Here is a 16921-nt window from a genome sequence, read left to right on the forward strand (position 1 = left end):
TGGACAACGACGGCGTGCCCGATGAACACACCTGCCAGTCTGCCCTGGAGTGACAGCGCAACAGCGAGGGAAACCGACCTCGGCGCATGGCTCGAGGAAACCGCCAGCGACCCGGTGGTCGTGGCGATCATGCACACCGAAGCCTTCCGCCGCCTGCACGACGTGGCCTTTCTCGGCGCGCTGGACTACACCCACCGGCTGTTCCTGCCCAGGGCGCAGCGCAGCCGCGCCGCGCACTCGCTGCACGTCGCCGCCCTGGCCAACTACGTGGCCTGCGGCCGGGACTACCCGCCGGCACTGCGCCAGCACCTGGTGATCGCCGCCCTGCTCCACGACATCGGCCACCCGCCGCTGTCCCACAGCAGCGAGGCGGCCCTGCAGGCGTGCACGGGCTACGGCCACCATGAGGCCAGCGCGCGGATCATCCGCGGCGAGGTGCGCATCGGCCGGGAACTCAACGCCCTGCTGCAGAACGTGGCCGACGTGCCCTTCCTGCTCAACCTGCTCGACCAGCAGATCGGCGGCACCACCGGCGGCGACCTGTTCGTCGGCCGCATGAACATCGACACCTTCGACGGCATCGCCCGCTCCCTCGACTGTCTGGAGCCCGGCCTGCCGCCACTGTGCCGGCTGGCCACCGCCCGCGCCGCCCTGGTGGATACGCGCCGGGACGCAGCGGCGCTGGCGATCCTCGACGAGTTCTGGGAACGCAAGAACCTGGTCTATACGCAGTTCATCCGCCAGCCACTGGGGATTCTCGCCGACCAGGCCAGCCGGCAGTTCTTTGCCCACACCGATGACGGACAGGCCGTCGTGGAAGAGGATTTCTACGCCGGCGAAACGCACTGGCGGCACAAGTACCCCGGCCTGTTCGAGGGCTTGGCGCAGTTGCAGCGCAGCCAGCTGCCCGCCTGGCTGTCCGACGAGGACTTCGAGGTCGAGTTCCGCGGCTACTTCGTCGACGGCGAAAAGAGCTTCCCCGAGCGCTACCGCCTGATCCGGAGCAGCCAGCAGGCCCAGGCCAGCGCTCTGCTGGCGAAGCTGGAGCCGGACGAAGAGCCGCAGCGCGAGCGCAACCCGGCGTACCGCGACTTCCTGCACGACTATCCGCACATCGCCAGGGCCAGGCGCCACAGCGAGGCCGTGGTGCAGCGCATCCGCGCGGACCTGCAGGCGCTGGTGGACACCAGCCCGCGCCGGGATCGGCTGAGCGTGGTGGCCACCGGCTCCTACGGGCGCGAAGAGGCCTGCACCGAGTCCGATCTGGACTACTTCATCCTGCTGGATGGCTGCAGCGCCGAGCACATCCGCAAGGAGAAGACGCAGATCAAGCGGGTCGTCGACCGCTACATCGCCCGGCAAACCAGCGACTCGGGCCTCTTCGGCGGCGAGGCGACCCAGGACTTCGCGCCGCTGGTGGAGCACATCGGCGGCAGCCAGGACAGCAATCCGTCGCTGACCCGGCGCATGCTGTTGCTGCTGGAGGGGCGCAGCCTGTACGGCGACCAGCGCTTCGCCAGCCTGCGCCGGCAGTTGATGGCGGCGTACATCTGCAAGGGCAGCCGGGACAAGTCGATCTCGCGCTTCCTGCTCAACGACGTGATCCGCTACTACCGGACGATCAGCACCGACGTGCAGCACAAGGCCTGCGTCGACCAGAGGGACTGGGGGCTGCGCAGCATCAAGCTGAAGTTCTCGCGCAAGCTGCTGTACTTCGCGGCGATCATCGCCATCGCCGAGACCGCCAGCGAGCCGGCCCGCGACGCGCGGATCGAGCGGATGCTCACCCTGCTGGAGCTGCCCGCGCTGGAGCGGATTCACGCCATCGCCAGCGCCACTCCGGCCGAGCAGACCTCGGCCGCACTGGCGGCGAAGACGCGGGAAATCTTCGCGATCTACGAGTTCTTCCTGCGGCAGATCTCCGACCCGGCCAAGCGCCGCGAGCTGGCCGACCTGCGCGAGGACAACCGTGAGGAGTCCGAGCTGTACATGGAGCTGCGCGCGTGCAGCAAGACCTTCACCCGCTGCCTGGTCGACTGGCTGCGGGTGAAGTATGCGCAGGAGCATCCGATCCACAACGCGCTGCTGTTCTGAGCGCGCCCTTCCCGGCTACCCCGGCGCTCGCTTACTCGGCGACGCGGTAGCGCTCCAGCCAGTGGGCGTAGGGCGCCGGCAACACCCAGGTGGGGCGCTCGACGCCGAGCTGCTGGGCGGCCTTGAGCGGCCAGTGCGGATTGGCCAGGTGGGCGCGGCCGATCATCACCAGGTCCATCTGCCCCTCGGCGACCACACGCTCGGCGTTGGCCGGGCTGTCGATACCCCAGGACGAGGCCACCGCAATCTCCGCCTCGCGGCGCACGCGCTCGGCGATCGGCGCGAGGAACGCCGGCCCCCACGGGATGTTGGCGTCGGGGATGGTGAAGCCGACGCTGACGTTGAGCAGGTCCAGCCCGCCGCGGCGGAAGCCCTTGGCCAGCTCGATGGATTCCTCGAGGGTCTGCTCGTCGCGTCCGTCGTACTCGATCACGCCGAAACGGGCGGTCAGCGGCAGGTGCTCCGGCCAAACCTCGCGTACGGCGGCGAGGGTTTCCAGCAGGAAGCGGCTGCGATTGGCCAGGCTGCCGCCGTACTGGTCGTCGCGCTGGTTGCTGTGCGCCGAGAAGAAGCTCTGCGCCAGGTAGCCGTGGGCGAAGTGCAGTTCCAGCCACTCGAAGCCGGCCGCCAGGGCGCGGCGCGCGGCGGCGACGAAGTCGGCCTGCACGCGGGCGATGTCGTCGAGGCTCATGGCCTGCGGCACGTTGGGCAGGTGGGCGCCGAAGGGGATCGCCGAGGGGGCGATGGTCTGCCAGCCGCGCGGGTCGCCTTCAGCGATATGGTCGTCGCCTTCCCAAGGCCGGTTGGCGCTGGCCTTGCGCCCGGCGTGGGCGATCTGGATGCCCGGCACGGCGCCGGCGGCCTTGATGGCGGCGGCGACCGGGGCGAAGGCTTCGGCCTGGGCGTCGCTCCACAGCCCGGCGCAGCCGGGGCTGATGCGCCCTTCGGGGGCGACGGCGGTGGCTTCGACTATCACCAGACCGGCGCCGCCACGGGCGATGCTGGCGTAGTGGTGCAGGTGCCAGTCGTTGATCAGGCCGTCGGTGGCGCTGTACTGGCACATCGGCGGCACGGCGATGCGGTTGCGCAGGGTGACGTCTTTGAGCTGGAACGGGGTGAACAGTGCGGACATGCGGAGTCGTCTCGAAAAGCGGGATGAATGGGGATGAAGCGCAGCGCCGGCCCCGCCAAGGGGCCGGACGGAAGGCGATTTCTTAGTGGCCGAGCAGTTTCAGCAGCGCCTCGGCGCTGGCGTCGGAGGACGCCGGGTTCTGCCCGGTGACCAGCAGGCCGTCGACGGCGACGTGGCTCTGCCAGTCGGCCGCGCAGCTGTAGTGGCCGCCGTTGGCCGTGAGCATGTCCTCGACCAGGAAGGGCACCACGTCGGTGAGTCCCACCGCCGCTTCCTCGCTGTTGCTGAAGCCGGTGACCTGCTTGCCCTTGACCAGCGGCTGGCCGTCGGCGCCTCTGACGTTGCGCAGCACCGCCGGGGCGTGGCAGACCGCACCGACTGGCTTGCCGAGGGCCTGGAAGCGCTCGATCAGCGCGGCCGAGCGCGGGTCGACGGCCAGATCCCACAGCGGGCCGTGGCCGCCGGGGTAGAACAGCGCGTCGAAGTCCTCGGCGCGCACCTCGTCGAGGGTCAGGGTGCTGGCCAGCGCGGCGCGGGCCTCGGCGTCGGCGTTGAAGCGCTCGGTGGCGGCGGTCTGCGCGAGGGGATCGCTGCTCTTGGGGTCGAGCGGCGGCTGGCCGCCCTTGGGCGAGGCCAGGGTGATCTCGGCGCCGGCGTCCTTGAACACGTAGTAGGGGGCGGCGAACTCTTCCAGCCAGAAGCCGGTCTTGTGGCCGGTGTCGCCCAGCTGGTCGTGGGAGGTGAGCACCATCAGAATCTTCATCGCGTTCTCCTGTGCGGCCATGCGGCCGGTCAGTGGGGCGTGGTGAACAAGCTTAGGCGGCTGGCGGGGTTTCGATAATTCGAAAACATTGATGCCCGCTATCGGCCAAATGAATACCGCCCACCGCGGCCGCAACCGCGCCCGCAGCCTGCGGGAACTGTCGTGCTCCAACGGCAACCCGCAGATCGTGAACGGGCGCTGACGCCAGGCCCGCAACGCTCAGGGATGCAGCCCGCCCGGCGCAGATGGCGTAGCGCCGACGATCCGCGCCACCTCGCCCATCATCGCCTCCGCCAGCGCCTGCCGCCGCGCGGCGGTCATCCGCGGGCGCGACAGCGCGCAGCTGAGCGCGCCGAGCACTTGGCCGGCACCGTCGACGATGGGCACGGCGAGGCCGGTGTAGCCGGGCAGGCGGCGGTCGGGCAGGCCGCAGGCGTAACCGAGGCGGCGCACGCTGGGTAGGCTGGCGGCGATCACCTCGGCGTCCAGGCCATAGTCGAGGCGCAGCGTGGCGGCGTTGTGGCGCAGGGTGTCGCGGCAGTCGCGGCGACCCAGGTGCGCCAGCAGCACCTGCGAGCCCTGGCCGACGCCCATGGGGATGCGCCCGCCGACCACCTCGCTGTAGCTGCGCACCGGCTGCTTGCCGCCTTGCCGCTCCAGGCACAGCACGGCGTGGCCGTCCGGCACCAGCAGGAAGAAGCTGTCGCCGAAGCACTCGGCCAGGCGCAGCAGCGCCGGGCGCGCCTGGTCGCGCAGGCCGCCGGGGTTGCCGGCCTGGGCGCCGAGGGCGAACAGCTCGTAGCCCAGCACATGCCGGCCACGCTGCGTGCCGGGGCGGACGAAGCCCTGCTGGCGCAGGGCCTGCAGCAGCCGGTAGGTGGTGCTCGACGAAGCGCCGCATTCGGCGCAGAGCTCGTCCAGGGTCGCGCCCGCCTCCCCCGCCGCGGCGATGGCGCGCAGCAGGGCGAAGGAACGGTCGAGGGTCTGGGTGCCCGGCACCCGGGCGGACTCGGCGAGGCTGACGGTAGGCATGGCGGCGGATCTCCGCGGGGTGATTCCCACATGCTGGGAAAGTCGCTCGCTGGAAATCGATGCAAGTTGCGCGCCGCGGAGCGTGCGGCAGGATCGGGGCATTCCCGTCCCATCGAGGTGCACCATGTATCCGCAGATCCCCACCGTTCCCAGCGACGCCCAGCTCCCCGCCCGCACCGATGTGGCGATCATCGGCGGCGGCATCGTCGGCGTGTGCACCGCCTACGCCCTCGCCGCCCGCGGCATCGCGGTGACCCTGCTGGAGAAGGGCGAGATCGCCGCCGAGCAGTCGTCGCGCAACTGGGGCTGGGTGCGCAGCATGGGCCGCGACCTGGCGGAGATTCCGCTGGCGCTGGCCAGCCTGCGCCTGTGGGACGCCTGGCAGACCACGCTCGGCGAGGACACCGGCTTCGTGCGCACCGGCATCTGCTACGCCTGCGAGAACCCGCGCCAGCTGGCGGACCAGGAGAGCTGGTTGCGCGGCGCCAGCGCGTTCGGCGCCGAGGCGCGGCTGCTGGCGGGCGACGAACTGCGCCGCCATCTGCCCGAGGGCGCGCGGGCCGGCTGGAGCGGCGCGCTGTTCGCCCCGCACGACGGACGCGCCGAACCGCAGCTGGCCAGCGCGGCGATTGCCCGCGCCGCGCGCCGGCTGGGCGCTCAGCTGTTCACCCGCTGCGCGGTACGCGGCGTGGGCACCGAAGGTGGCCGCGTGGCCTCGGTGATCACCGAGCGCGGCGAGCTGCACTGCTCCAGCGTGGTGCTCGCCGGGGGTGCCTGGTCGTCATTGCTGTGCAGAAGCCTCGGCATTCGCCTGCCGCAGCTCAAGGTGATCGCCTCGGTGCTGCGCACCCCGCCGATGCCCGGCGGGCCGGAGCAGGCGCTGGGCGCCAGCCGCTTCGCCTTCCGCAAGCGCGCGGACGGCGGCTACACCATCGCCCAGCGCACCGCCAACCTCGCACCGATCACCCCGGACAGCTTCCGCTACCTCGGCGACTTCCTGCCGGCGCTGGGCAGGCAGTACCGCGAGGTGCGCGTGCGCCTCGGCCGCGAGTTCGTCGACGAGTGGCGCCTGCCGAGCCGCTGGGATCTGGACGGCATCAGCCCGTTCGAGCGCTGCCGCGTGCTCGACCCCGCGCCCTCGCCGGCGATCCTCGAAGAGGCGCGGGCGGCGCTGGGCGCGGTCTATCCGTTCTTCAAGAACCTGCGCATCGCGCAGAGCTGGGCCGGAGCGATGGACGTGACCCCGGATGCGATCCCGGTAATCGGCCCAGTGGCGCAACTGCCGGGGATGTTCCTCTCCACCGGCTACTCCGGCCACGGCTTCGGCATCGCCCCGGGGGCGGGGCAGCTGATGGCGGATCTGATCATGGGGACGCAGCCGCTGGTCGATCCGCGGCCGTTCCGGTTCGAGCGGTTGTAGGCCGCGGCTCTCAGCTATCCAGTTCGTCGGCCAGCGCCCTCAGCAGCTTCGCCCCGTCGCCGCGCCAGGCGCTGCCGTGCATGCAGGCCAGGGTGGTCGGGCCGGCGCCGGCCAGGCGCTCGAGCATGGGCCGGACGAAGCGGGTGTGGGAGAAGTAATCCATCTGCCGGCGGAAGGCTTCGCTGGGGCCGAGGATGTCCGCCTCGGTGATGGCCGGCAGCTTGGCGCCGCCCTGGGTGAACAGGTCGCCGCACAGCAGGGTCCGCGTGCGGTGCTCCATCAGGAAGCCGCACTCCCAGGCGTGCGGCAGGTGCGGGGTGTCGAACCACTGCACGGTGTGCCGGCCGAGCGCCAGCGTCTCGCCGTCCTTTAGCGCCCGCGCCGGGCGGTCGGCGAGATCGTCGATCGACACCAGCGCCGCGACGCTGCCGCACAGCGGCACGGCCTGCGGGGCGACGGCCAGCCATTCGTTGAGCGAGCCGCACTCGTCGGCCTCGACGTGGGACAGGCCGATATAGCGCAGGCGCTCCACCGGCAGCACGCTGGCCACCGCCTCGCGCACCAGGGGGAACATCCTGCGCAGGCCGGTGTGGAACAGCATGGGCTCGTCGTCCACCACCAGGTACTGGTTGAACGAGAAGCCGCCGCCCTCCAACTGCACCGGGGTGTTGATGCGGTAGATGCCGTCGGCGATCTCGACGACGTTGGTGCCCGAGTAGGCATTGGTGATGGTCATGCTGCACTCCCCTTCTCGGTGTCACCTATCAGTTAAGCAAGCCGTGCAGTCCTGGAGTCCCGGGCGGATGGCCGGCCGTTTTCGGCAACCGGTCACAGCCTGGCACTTTCACCCGGGTGGTTATTGACCCGGCTCAGAATATGGAAATGCCAGCATTGAAGCTCGTCGACCATTTCGGCACCCTGCCGATTCGTCCACCCCAAGGAAGGAGGCCCAGGCATGCTGGATGCCAATCAGGCGCATATCACGCTGGTTATAGCCGGCGTCGACACCGATCTGCAGGTGCTCGCCTTCGACGGCCGCGAGGCCCTCGACACGCCCTACCGCTTCGACCTCGAGCTGGTCAGCGAACGCCCCGACCTCGATCTCGAGGCCCTGCTCAACCGCCCTGCCCGGCTGACCTTCGGCGCCGCCGGCCAGGGCGTGCACGGCATCGTCTACCGCATCGCCCAGGGCGAGCCGGGCAAGCGCCTGACCCGCTACCGCCTGAGCCTGGTGCCGCGCCTCGCCTATCTCGCCCACCGCAGCAACCAGCGCATCTTCCAGCACCTCACGGTGCCGCAGATCATCGCCCGGGTGCTGGAGGAGCATGGCATCCTCGAAGGCGACGGCCACCGCTTCCAGCTCGGCCCAACCGTCTACCCCCAGCGCGACTACTGCGTGCAGTACGACGAGTCCGACCTGCACTTCGTGCAGCGCCTGTGCGAGGAGGAAGGTATCCACTATCACTTCCAGCACAGCGCGGACGGCCATGTGCTGGTGTTCGGCGACGATCAGACCGTTTTCCCCAAGCTGGCGCCACTGGCCTATCAGCAGGACAGCGGCCTGGCCGCCGACCGCCAGGTGGTGCGCACCTTCGGCGTGCGCCTGGAAACCCGCAGCAGCCGGGCCAGCTACCGCGACTACGACTTCGAGAAGCCGCGGCTGACGCTGGAAGCCGGCTGCAGCAGCGCGTTTGTGCCGGAGCTGGAGGTCTACGACTACCCCGGCCGCTTCGCCGAACGCCCGCGCGGCAAGCACCTGGCCAAACGCACCCTGGAGCGCCTGCGCAGCGACTACCAACTGGCCGAGGGCGAGAGCGATGCGCCGCTCACCTGCGGGCACTTCCTCGCCCTGACCAACCACCCGCGCCCGTCGTGGAACGACCTCTGGCTGATCCATGCGCTGCACCACGAGGGCCGGCAGCCGCAGGTGCTGGAGGAGTCGGTCACCAGCGAGATGACGCCGACCGATGGCTTCCAGCAGGGCTACCGCAACCGCTTCAGCGCCACGCCCTGGGACATCCCCCACCGTCCGCCCCTGAAACATCCCAAGCCCAAGGTGCTCGGCAGCCAGACCGCCGTGGTCACCGGCCCGGCCGGCGAGGAGATCCACTGCGACCCATACGGTCGGGTCAAGGTGCAGTTCCACTGGGACCGCGAGGGCCAGGCCGACGACAGCACCAGCTGCTGGCTGCGCGTATCCAGCAGCTGGGCCGGCGACCGCTACGGCGGCATCGCCATCCCGCGGGTCGGCATGGAAGTGCTGGTCAGCTTCCTCGAAGGCGACCCCGACCAACCGCTGGTCACCGGCTGCCTGTACCACAAGGAGCATGTCGTCCCCTACGACCTGCCGGCCAACAAGACCCGCAGCGTATTCAAGACCCTCAGCTCCCCCGGTGGTGGCGGCTACAACGAGCTGCGCATCGAGGACCGCCAGGGCCAGGAGCAGATCTACATCCACGCCCAGCGCGACTGGGACCAAAACATCGAGCACGACCAGAAGATCCGCATCGGCCACCAGCGCCACGACACCGTCGAGGCCAACAGCTACAGCGAGTTCAAGGCCGAGGAACACCTGACCGTGCACGGCGACCGCAAGGTCGAGATCAAACCCGACGACCACCTCACCGTCGGCCAGAGCCAGCACATCAAGATCGGCACCGGCCAGTTCGTCGAAGCCGGCCGCGAAATCCACCTCAAGGCCGGGCAGAAGATGGTCATCGAGGCTGGTATGGAGCTCACCCTCAAGGCGGGCGGCAGCTTCATCAAACTCGACCCGAGCGGGGTCACAGTGGTGGGGCCGCAGGTGCGGGTCAATGCGGGGGGCTCGCCGGGGGCGGGGTCGGGGATTGGCATCAAGGCGCCGGTGTTGCCAGGAGCGGCGGATAAGGATAAGGCAGGAAACCTGCTGGATGACGCGCAGCTCAATCGACTCGCGCCTGGCAAACCCAGGGCCAAGCGCATGCTCAACTTCTCCGGCTGAACAGGACCGCAAGGACGCAGGCAATTGACTGCCCGCATGACCATGGACAAGGACTTTAGGTAAGTAACAATGATCGACAACGTGAAGAACTGGAGCTACCCCTTTGCCGGCGCCAGCGGCAATCCGCTGGCGAACCTGACCAGTCTGGCCAAGGCCACGAGCGGCTTCTACCCGATGGGAGCCAATGGCCTCTGGCATGGCGGCGTGCATTTCGACCAAGGCACTGCTGGCACATTTGATCAATCCAGCGTGCGTTGCATCGCCGACGGTGAGGTGATCGCCTACCGCATCGACGACACGTACCCGATCAGCGAATACATCGACGGTCTCCCCCAGTGCAGACGAGCCCCCTTTTCCTCCGGCTTCGTGCTAGTAAAGCATCAGCTAACGCTACCACCCCTGAACTCCGCACCTTCAGTCCCCGCACCGCCGGCGCTGACTTTCTACAGCCTGTATATGCACCTGCAGGACTGGGCCGGCTACCTCGCCAAGCCGGACTTGCCCCGCCCGAGCTTCTGGGGTGAAGGTATCTACCAGGTCAAAGCCAACACCACCGACCCCGTGCTGGGCCTGAATGTCCGCGGGCATCACAGGGTCCCCTTGGAACACGCCCAATACAGCGCCTATCGGACCATCCTCTGCACCTTGCCCAGAGGTACCCACGTAGAAGTTGATGAGGTAAGTCCGGATGGTAATTGGCTGAAACTCTCCAGCGTGAATCCCCTACCGGCTGAATTGGCAGCAAGCACTGGCTGGGTATTCAAAAATGAAATGAAATTCCTTGGCGGCAATAGTTATCTGATTGCAGAACAAGCCAAGGATGTGCCGGCCACTCCGCAGCAAGGCCTCAACATACGGGCGTCTGCCAACAGCACCAGCGATATCCTTGCCGTTCTCCCGCACGGCACGCAAGTCAAGATCAGCAGCGAAGCAGCGGCCAGCAAATACCACAAGCTGCTCGAGGTTGTCCGCGGCGACCGCGTGCCTGCGCTGATTGCAAAAGAGGACGGTGAACTGCCCGGATTCGTGTGGCGCGACTCGCTGGAAAGTAAAAGCGAACCCAAAGTCAAAGGCAGCGTAGTGGTGCTGGAAAGCCCGGTGCCGATCAAGGCCGGCGACCTCATCGGTCACCTCGGCCTTTACCAGAACCACAACGAAGGTTCGCCCCAAGCCATCCTGCATCTGGAAGTTTTTAGTTGTGAGGATGTGCCGGCATTCATTGCCCAAAGCAGAGCCCATGCCGCTCGCCTACCGGAGACACAGAAAACCTTGCTGAAGGTCCACAAAGGCGCCAGCAAACTGATCCCGCACCATACCGGTATCAACGCAGCCAATCCGCCGAAGCTCAGCGACGACGGTGTGACAGTTGGAGTCGATCTCATACTCCCGCAGAGCCTGCTCGACAGCCTACCGGCAGACGCCAAGCTGGTAGTGCCCGCCAATACTGGCGGCACTACATGCCGCCCCGAGATCCGCTGGTGGCGCCTCGACAACCTGCTGGCGGACGAAGACGACAACCCCATCAGCGGCTGGCTAGCCGAGCAGGACATGATTACCACCCGACATAGCCCTTGGGAGTGGGAGGGATACGATTTCATCGAGGACAGCGAACGCCAGGCCGGAGCCCTGGCCTATCACCTTGAGGCCATGCATCGCCTGAATGATCGCGAGCGCGCCAGTTACCAGGGCGTGATCGACCAGTCCGACAAAGGCCCTGTGCGCAGCCGTCTCTACGACATCATCGACACCAACCGCAACGGCAAGATGACCTCGGAAGAGATCCGAGCAGCGCTGGAAAAGCCGTGGCATGCCCAATCCATCTCGCAGCTCGTCACGCGGCATGAAAGCGAGTGGTTCTGGGATGCGTCGCGCTGGGACGAACTCGATGATCTGATGGGCCACAGTCCCGATGATCCCAATCAGGATTGGGTCGAAGAGAAAAACCGCATCAAGACCCTGAGCTGGTGGAGCGATGTGGCCGGCAGCCTGAAGCTCGATGCAGCAGGCAAGACCTGGCATCTGCAGCCCATTGGACTCTTAGCAACCTTCTCATCACAGCGAACCGAAGAAATCACCGTCTCCTTTCTGGAAAAAATACTCAAAAAGCCAGGCGATTGGTTCACCGGACGCGGCGGCCCTAGAAGCTTCGTTGCGCGTTTCCAAGAGAACTACCCTGCTATTTACAAGATTGACAAGGAGGAATTCGTAAAGATATTGAATGCGGCCTTGGCTAGGCACGGCATCACCTCGAGTTACCAAAAAGCCCACTTTCTGGCTCAGTGCTACCATGAGTCGGCACACTTCGAGACAACAATTGAATTTGCTTCAGGTGACAGATACAACCCTGGCCAGCACCCTGATGCAATAAGAAGGGGAAACACAGAAATGGGAGACGGCCCCAAATACAAAGGAAAAGGGCTAATCCAACTCACATGGAAAAACAACTACGCAGCGTATTCCAGATATCGCGGGATAAACTTTATAGACTCTCCGGACCTAATTGCATCAGACATGAATAATGCAATAGATGCATCCTGCTGGTTCTGGCGAAACATTGGTGGCGTATACAAGAAATATAACGCCAAAGGTGACATTAACGCACTGATTGAACATGAAAAAAACAATGTCGATCTAGTTACTTTGGCCGTCAACGGCGGATACAATGGCTTAGCTGAGCGCAAAGAGATATTTGTCGCCATTAAGAAGGAGTGGAATTTAACATGACAAAAGAAAAACTGAATTCCAAATTTTGCACTGCTTTTATCTATTACTTATTAGCCGGCGCTATCCTTCTTGCTACCACAAACACTTTCGCAACAACGAACAAAGAAAAACCTACAACACTTTCCGCCAATGGCTCTGGGGCAGCTATTTCAATTACAGCCTGCCACGAGGACATATGCAAAGCCATCACACCTCCAGAAACCATGCTAGATGCAATACATGATGGATATAGCCAGATTTCATTAGAAGACCTGACATTGGATGGGATCCCGGAAATCATTCTGACGCATAACGCGGAAGGCAGTGTGAACGCCTGTTCAAAAGTGTATCGATATGACAGTAAATTTGAAACACTACACTCCATGGACAACATTCGAAACCAGCTATGCAATTACTCCATAAATAATGACCATCTAGTTAGCAGTTATAGAAGTGGTGCAAAGTGGCATGAAGATATATACAAGATAAAAAACAACGACCTCATCCTAGCGTTTTCTGACAGCTGCATAGGATGCGACTACATAAACCGCACTATTTATCTCGGGAGCACAGAAACAGACACCTTGCTAGTCACGGACAATCTCGATTATCGGCTTCGCACTCCCATCTCAACAACCGTTATCTCCCAAAAAGCCACTCTCTACAGCGAGCCAAACATCAACCGCGCCACCAAAATGTATTTAATCAACGGCGATGAAGTAGCCCTTACCGATGCCACATCGGATGAAAATTACTTTTGGTACAAAATCCGCTACGCGACAAAAGAAGGCAGGCTAATTAATGCTTGGCTACAATGTGAGGATGTAAAATTTTGCGAAAAATGAGTTACATTTTCCAGAAAACCTAACACAAAGATACCTAGGGGAGGTCTGAAATAAACCCGAATTCCGTCTTCGCCATGCCCGGCAAGCCGAAAACGAAGGTCCCCTAGGTTCTGTACGAAAAGTCTCTGGCCTCTGAACAGCAAAGCAAAGAGCGCCTCGAAAAGCCTCCGAAACCCCAAAAAACGGATGTTTTTTGACCGATTCAGAGGCCCGTCAAATCCGGCTCGGGACTTTTCGTACAGAGCCTAAGTTAATCGCGGGCTATTTCAGCGCTCCCAACTCGACTCCTTGCCCATCACGGGCATCCTGTGGGCTGCTGCCCACATCACGGACGCACCTCGCCTGCCATCAGCAGTCGTTTCCGCATCATCCAGAGGTTTGATCTTGCCCAGCACCCGTGGACACGAGCTCAAACACTCTTCCAGGCCTTGAGCGGCGCCGGCGTGGTGGTCGGGTACTGACCGAGGCATCGCGCCATCGCCAGTCTGGAGTGCTGACCTCTCCTCTCGGGACGCGGAGCGTCCCTGGCTGGGTACCGACGCGGGAGCGTGGGCACCATCAGTTGCACGCAAGCCCCCGCCAATTGCTGCACTTGCGCCCCCTGGCTGCACCCCGCTGTGCAAGCCGCTCGTCGTACGTCTCGCCCCCGACCGCCTCCTCCATCCCGTCGCCCCACCCCGGCAGACAGCGCCGGCAACGGCATGCCCTCAAAAAATTCCCCACACGATAAAAAATTTCACCACAGGTATGGACGCACCGTTTCCCTTCGCTTATAAAAACACCAGCACGAAAATTTTATTCCCAGCAGTCAAAATTATTCAGGAATGAAATCGGGCTTCACCGACAAATTTTCCGCCTTGCAACCGCTGCCTCCACCTCCAGAGGACTCGACATGCAACACGCTCAGAACCAATACGTGATCAAGATCAGCTGCCCGGCCACTTCCGGCATCGTCGCCAGCGTGACTTCCTTCCTCGCCGACAACGGTTGCTACATCAGCGAGATGGCGCAGTTCGACGACGAGATCAGCGGCACCTTCTTCATGCGCGCGGTGTTCCGCTTCAATGCCGGCTTCGTCGGCGATATCGATGCGATCAGGCAAGGCTTCGTCGATGTCGCCGGCAAGTTCGACATGAACTGGGAGCTGCACGACGCCGCCAAGCCGATGCGCGTGCTGCTGATGGTCAGCAAGTTCGATCACTGCCTGTCCGACCTGCTCTATCGCCACCAGAAGGGCGAGCTGCACATGCAGATCACCGCCGTGGTTTCCAACCACCTCGACCTGCGGCCGATGGCCGAGCGCGAGGGCATCCGCTTCATCTACCTGCCGGTGACCAAGGAGACCAAGGCCCAGCAGGAAGCCGAGCTGATGAAGATCGTCGACGAAACCCAGACCGACCTGGTGGTGCTGGCGCGCTACATGCAGATCCTCTCCGACAACCTGTGCAAGCAACTTTCGGGCCGTGCCATCAACATCCACCACTCGTTCCTGCCCGGCTTCAAGGGCGCCAAGCCCTACCACCAGGCCTTCGAGCGCGGCGTGAAGCTGATCGGCGCCACCGCCCACTACGTCACCTCCGATCTCGACGAGGGCCCGATCATCGAGCAGGAAGTGCAGCGCGTGGACCATAACTACGCACCGGACGATCTGGTCGCCGTCGGCCGCGACACCGAAACCGTGGCCCTGTCCAAGGCGGTCAAGTACCACCTGGAGCACCGCGTGTTCCTCAACCACGACAAGACGGTGATCTTCCGATGAACAGTGCAGCTCCCGGCCAACTGATCGACGGCAAGGCCGTCGCCGCCCAGGTCCTCGCCGAAGTGACCGCCGATGTCATCACCCTGAAGATCGAGGGCATCGAACCGGCGCTGGCGGTGGTACTGGTCGGCGACGACCCGGCCAGCCACGTCTACGTGCGCAACAAGGTGCTGCGCGCCGGTGAGGCGGGCATCCGCTCGCTGGAATACCGCCTGCCGGCCGAGGCCAGCGCCGCCGAGGTGCTGGCGCTGGTCGCCGAACTGAATGGCGATGCCAGCGTGCACGGCATCCTGGTGCAGCTGCCGCTGCCCAGGCACATCGACGAGACCGCGGTGCTGCAGGCCATCGACCCGGCCAAGGACGTCGACGGCTTCCACAGCGAGAACGTCGGCGGCCTCAGCCAGGGCCGCGACGTGCTAGTGCCGTGCACGCCGGCAGGCTGCATGCGCCTGCTGCGCGACACCCTCGGCGATCTCGCCGGCAAGCACGCGGTGGTGATCGGGCGCTCGAACATCGTCGGCAAGCCGATGGCCGCCCTGCTGCTCGCCGCCGACTGCACGGTGACGGTGCTGCACTCGCGCAGCAAGAACGCGCAGGCGCTGTGCCGCAAGGCCGACATCGTGGTCGCCGCCGTCGGTCGGCCGCGGATGATCGATGCCGAGTGGATCAAGCCCGGCGCGGTGGTGATCGACGTCGGCATCAACCGCATCGAGGAAGACGGCAAGAGCCGCCTGGTCGGCGACGTCGACTTCGCCAAGGTGCAGCCGCTGACCGCGGCGATCACCCCGGTGCCCGGCGGCGTCGGGCCGATGACCATCGCCCTGCTGATGCAGAACACCGTCACCGCCGCTCGCCAGCAACATGCCCGCCAGGCGGCTTCCGGTACATCGCTGCAGGCGGCAACGCAGTAGTTTTCAACGGCCTGCCATGGCCAGTGAGGAGGCAACATGCCTTTCAGTCTTCTGAAGTACGGCCTGAGTTCGGAATACCCGGTGGACGTCGATCTGCCGGCGCCGAAGGAACTCAAGTCGTCCTACGATGTGGTCATCATCGGCGGCGGCGGCCACGGTCTGGCCACTGCCTACTACCTGGCCAAGTACCACGGCATCACCAACGTGGCGGTGCTGGAGAAAGCCTATCTGGGCGGCGGCAACACCGCGCGCAACACCGCGGTGATCCGCTCCAACTACCTGACCTCGGAAGGCGTGAAGTTCTACGCCGAGTCGGTACACCTGTTCAAGGAGCTGTCCAACGAGTTCGACTTCAACATCATGTACTCCGAGCGCGGCCAGCTGACCCTGGCGCACACCGACGCCACCGTACGCGCCTTCCGCCAGCGTGCCGAGGTGAACAAGCACTTCGGCGGGCGCACCGAGATGATCGACCGCCAGCAGATCCGCGAGCTGGTGCCGACCCTCAACCTCGACCCCGGCCACCTGCCGGTGCTCGCCGGCCTCTGGCACATCGACGGCGCCACCGCGCGCCACGACGCGGTGGCCTGGGGCTACGCCAAGCAGGCGGCCAAGCGCGGTGTGGAGATCCACCAGCTCACCGAGGTGCAGGACTTCGTGATGGAGAACGGTCGCGTCGCCGCGGTGAAGACCAACCGCGGCACCGTCAAGTGCGGCTGCGCGGTGCAGGCGATCGCCGGGCACAGCTCGCTGCTGCTCAACAAGCTGGGCATCCGCGCGCCGATCCACAGCTTCCCGCTGCAGGCGATGGTCACCCAGCCGTTCAAGCCGTTCCTCGACCCGCTGGTCAGCTCCTCGGCGCTGCACTGCTACGTGCAGCAGACCGGGCGCGGCGAGGTGGTGTTCGGCGGCGGCTCCGACCCTTATCCGCTGTACAACACCCGCTCGACCCTGGACCTCAAGGAAAGCCTGCTGGCCCACGCCATCGAGATGTTCCCGTTCCTGGCCAACGCCAAGCTGATGCGCCAGTGGGCGGGCACCACCGACATGACCCCGGACTACAGCCCGATCATGGGCCGCTCGCCGGTGGACAACTACTACCTCGACGCCGGCTGGGGCACCTGGGGCTTCAAGTCGACGCCGATCTGCGGCAAGACCATGGCCGAACTGGTGGCCAGCGGCGGCAGGACGCCGGAGCTGATCAAACCGTTCGCCCTGGACCGTTTCTCGACCTTCCAGCAGGTCAACGAAATGGGCGCCACGGCCGCCAGTCACTGAGGAA

The 16921-nt window shown here is 65.1% G+C and carries 12 protein-coding genes; 8 read left to right on the plus strand and 4 right to left on the minus strand.

Features of this window, described 5'->3' with window-relative positions:
• The first annotated feature begins 21 nt into the window (after window positions 1-21).
• Window positions 22-2094 (plus strand): HD domain-containing protein, encoded by a 2073-nt coding sequence (locus BM297_RS00100; protein WP_092426952.1) that lies wholly within the window; start codon window positions 22-24, stop codon window positions 2092-2094.
• A 31-nt stretch (window positions 2095-2125) separates the two neighbouring features.
• On the opposite strand, the gene BM297_RS00105 is transcribed toward BM297_RS00100, so the two are convergent.
• The 3 genes from BM297_RS00105 to BM297_RS21335 form a co-directional block, all read right to left on the minus strand.
• Window positions 2126-3226, minus strand: a complete 1101-nt coding sequence (locus BM297_RS00105; protein WP_092426955.1) for an NADH:flavin oxidoreductase/NADH oxidase — start codon at window positions 3224-3226, stop codon at window positions 2126-2128.
• Window positions 3227-3308: 82 nt separating this feature from the next.
• Window positions 3309-3989 carry a type 1 glutamine amidotransferase domain-containing protein gene (locus tag BM297_RS00110; protein ID WP_092426958.1) on the minus strand — a complete coding sequence of 227 codons (681 nt, stop codon included), beginning with the start codon at window positions 3987-3989 and terminating at the stop codon, window positions 3309-3311.
• 219 nt (window positions 3990-4208) lie between these two features.
• Window positions 4209-5021: an IclR family transcriptional regulator gene (locus BM297_RS21335; RefSeq protein WP_175526572.1), complete on the minus strand. Its 813-nt coding sequence runs from the start codon at window positions 5019-5021 to the stop codon at window positions 4209-4211.
• A gap of 124 nt (window positions 5022-5145) precedes the next feature.
• Here BM297_RS21335 and BM297_RS00125 point away from each other — a divergent pair, with 124 nt between their 5' ends.
• Window positions 5146-6441: an NAD(P)/FAD-dependent oxidoreductase gene (locus tag BM297_RS00125; protein ID WP_092426961.1), complete on the plus strand. Its 1296-nt coding sequence runs from the start codon at window positions 5146-5148 to the stop codon at window positions 6439-6441.
• Between the two features lie 10 nt (window positions 6442-6451).
• On the opposite strand, the gene BM297_RS00130 is transcribed toward BM297_RS00125, so the two are convergent.
• Window positions 6452-7177, minus strand: coding sequence for an FprA family A-type flavoprotein (locus tag BM297_RS00130; RefSeq protein WP_092426964.1), 726 nt, complete (start codon window positions 7175-7177; stop codon window positions 6452-6454).
• A gap of 219 nt (window positions 7178-7396) precedes the next feature.
• Here BM297_RS00130 and BM297_RS00135 point away from each other — a divergent pair, with 219 nt between their 5' ends.
• The 6 genes from BM297_RS00135 (at window position 7397) to BM297_RS00155 (ending at window position 16917) form a co-directional block, all read left to right on the plus strand.
• Entirely contained in the window at window positions 7397-9421 is a 2025-nt protein-coding gene (locus BM297_RS00135; protein ID WP_092426967.1) for a type VI secretion system Vgr family protein, read from the plus strand.
• A gap of 69 nt (window positions 9422-9490) precedes the next feature.
• Window positions 9491-12145: a glycoside hydrolase family 19 protein gene (locus tag BM297_RS00140; RefSeq protein WP_092426971.1), complete on the plus strand. Its 2655-nt coding sequence runs from the start codon at window positions 9491-9493 to the stop codon at window positions 12143-12145.
• Entirely contained in the window at window positions 12142-12969 is an 828-nt protein-coding gene (locus BM297_RS21340; protein ID WP_139230995.1) for an XAC2610-related protein, read from the plus strand. The genes BM297_RS00140 and BM297_RS21340 overlap by 4 nt, the downstream gene beginning before the upstream one ends.
• A gap of 892 nt (window positions 12970-13861) precedes the next feature.
• Window positions 13862-14728, plus strand: coding sequence for a formyltetrahydrofolate deformylase (gene purU, locus BM297_RS00145; RefSeq protein WP_092426974.1), 867 nt, complete (start codon window positions 13862-13864; stop codon window positions 14726-14728).
• Entirely contained in the window at window positions 14725-15639 is a 915-nt protein-coding gene (folD, locus tag BM297_RS00150; RefSeq protein WP_092426979.1) for a bifunctional methylenetetrahydrofolate dehydrogenase/methenyltetrahydrofolate cyclohydrolase FolD, read from the plus strand. The genes purU and folD overlap by 4 nt, the downstream gene beginning before the upstream one ends.
• A gap of 36 nt (window positions 15640-15675) precedes the next feature.
• On the plus strand, window positions 15676-16917 hold the full coding sequence (locus BM297_RS00155) for an FAD-dependent oxidoreductase (protein WP_092426982.1): 1242 nt from the start codon (window positions 15676-15678) through the stop codon (window positions 16915-16917).
• Window positions 16918-16921: the final 4 nt, after the last annotated feature.

Origin of the sequence: Geopseudomonas sagittaria (genome assembly GCF_900115715.1) — a bacterium.
GTDB lineage: Bacteria > Pseudomonadota > Gammaproteobacteria > Pseudomonadales > Pseudomonadaceae > Geopseudomonas > Geopseudomonas sagittaria.

Excerpts from the sequence above, each read along its gene's own strand:
- BM297_RS00110 (WP_092426958.1), bottom strand. The coding sequence starts at position 3,989 with ATGAAGATTCTGATGGTGCTCACCTCCCACGACCAGCTGGGCGACACC.
- BM297_RS00155 (WP_092426982.1), top strand. The coding sequence starts at position 15,676 with ATGCCTTTCAGTCTTCTGAAGTACGGCCTGAGTTCGGAATACCCGGTG.
- BM297_RS00140 (WP_092426971.1), top strand. The coding sequence starts at position 9,491 with ATGATCGACAACGTGAAGAACTGGAGCTACCCCTTTGCCGGCGCCAGC.
- BM297_RS00105 (WP_092426955.1), bottom strand. The coding sequence starts at position 3,226 with ATGTCCGCACTGTTCACCCCGTTCCAGCTCAAAGACGTCACCCTGCGC.
- BM297_RS00100 (WP_092426952.1), top strand. The coding sequence starts at position 22 with ATGAACACACCTGCCAGTCTGCCCTGGAGTGACAGCGCAACAGCGAGG.
- BM297_RS21335 (WP_175526572.1), bottom strand. The coding sequence starts at position 5,021 with ATGCCTACCGTCAGCCTCGCCGAGTCCGCCCGGGTGCCGGGCACCCAG.
- BM297_RS00125 (WP_092426961.1), top strand. The coding sequence starts at position 5,146 with ATGTATCCGCAGATCCCCACCGTTCCCAGCGACGCCCAGCTCCCCGCC.
- BM297_RS00130 (WP_092426964.1), bottom strand. The coding sequence starts at position 7,177 with ATGACCATCACCAATGCCTACTCGGGCACCAACGTCGTCGAGATCGCC.
- BM297_RS21340 (WP_139230995.1), top strand. The coding sequence starts at position 12,142 with ATGACAAAAGAAAAACTGAATTCCAAATTTTGCACTGCTTTTATCTAT.
- BM297_RS00135 (WP_092426967.1), top strand. The coding sequence starts at position 7,397 with ATGCTGGATGCCAATCAGGCGCATATCACGCTGGTTATAGCCGGCGTC.
- purU (WP_092426974.1), top strand. The coding sequence starts at position 13,862 with ATGCAACACGCTCAGAACCAATACGTGATCAAGATCAGCTGCCCGGCC.
- folD (WP_092426979.1), top strand. The coding sequence starts at position 14,725 with ATGAACAGTGCAGCTCCCGGCCAACTGATCGACGGCAAGGCCGTCGCC.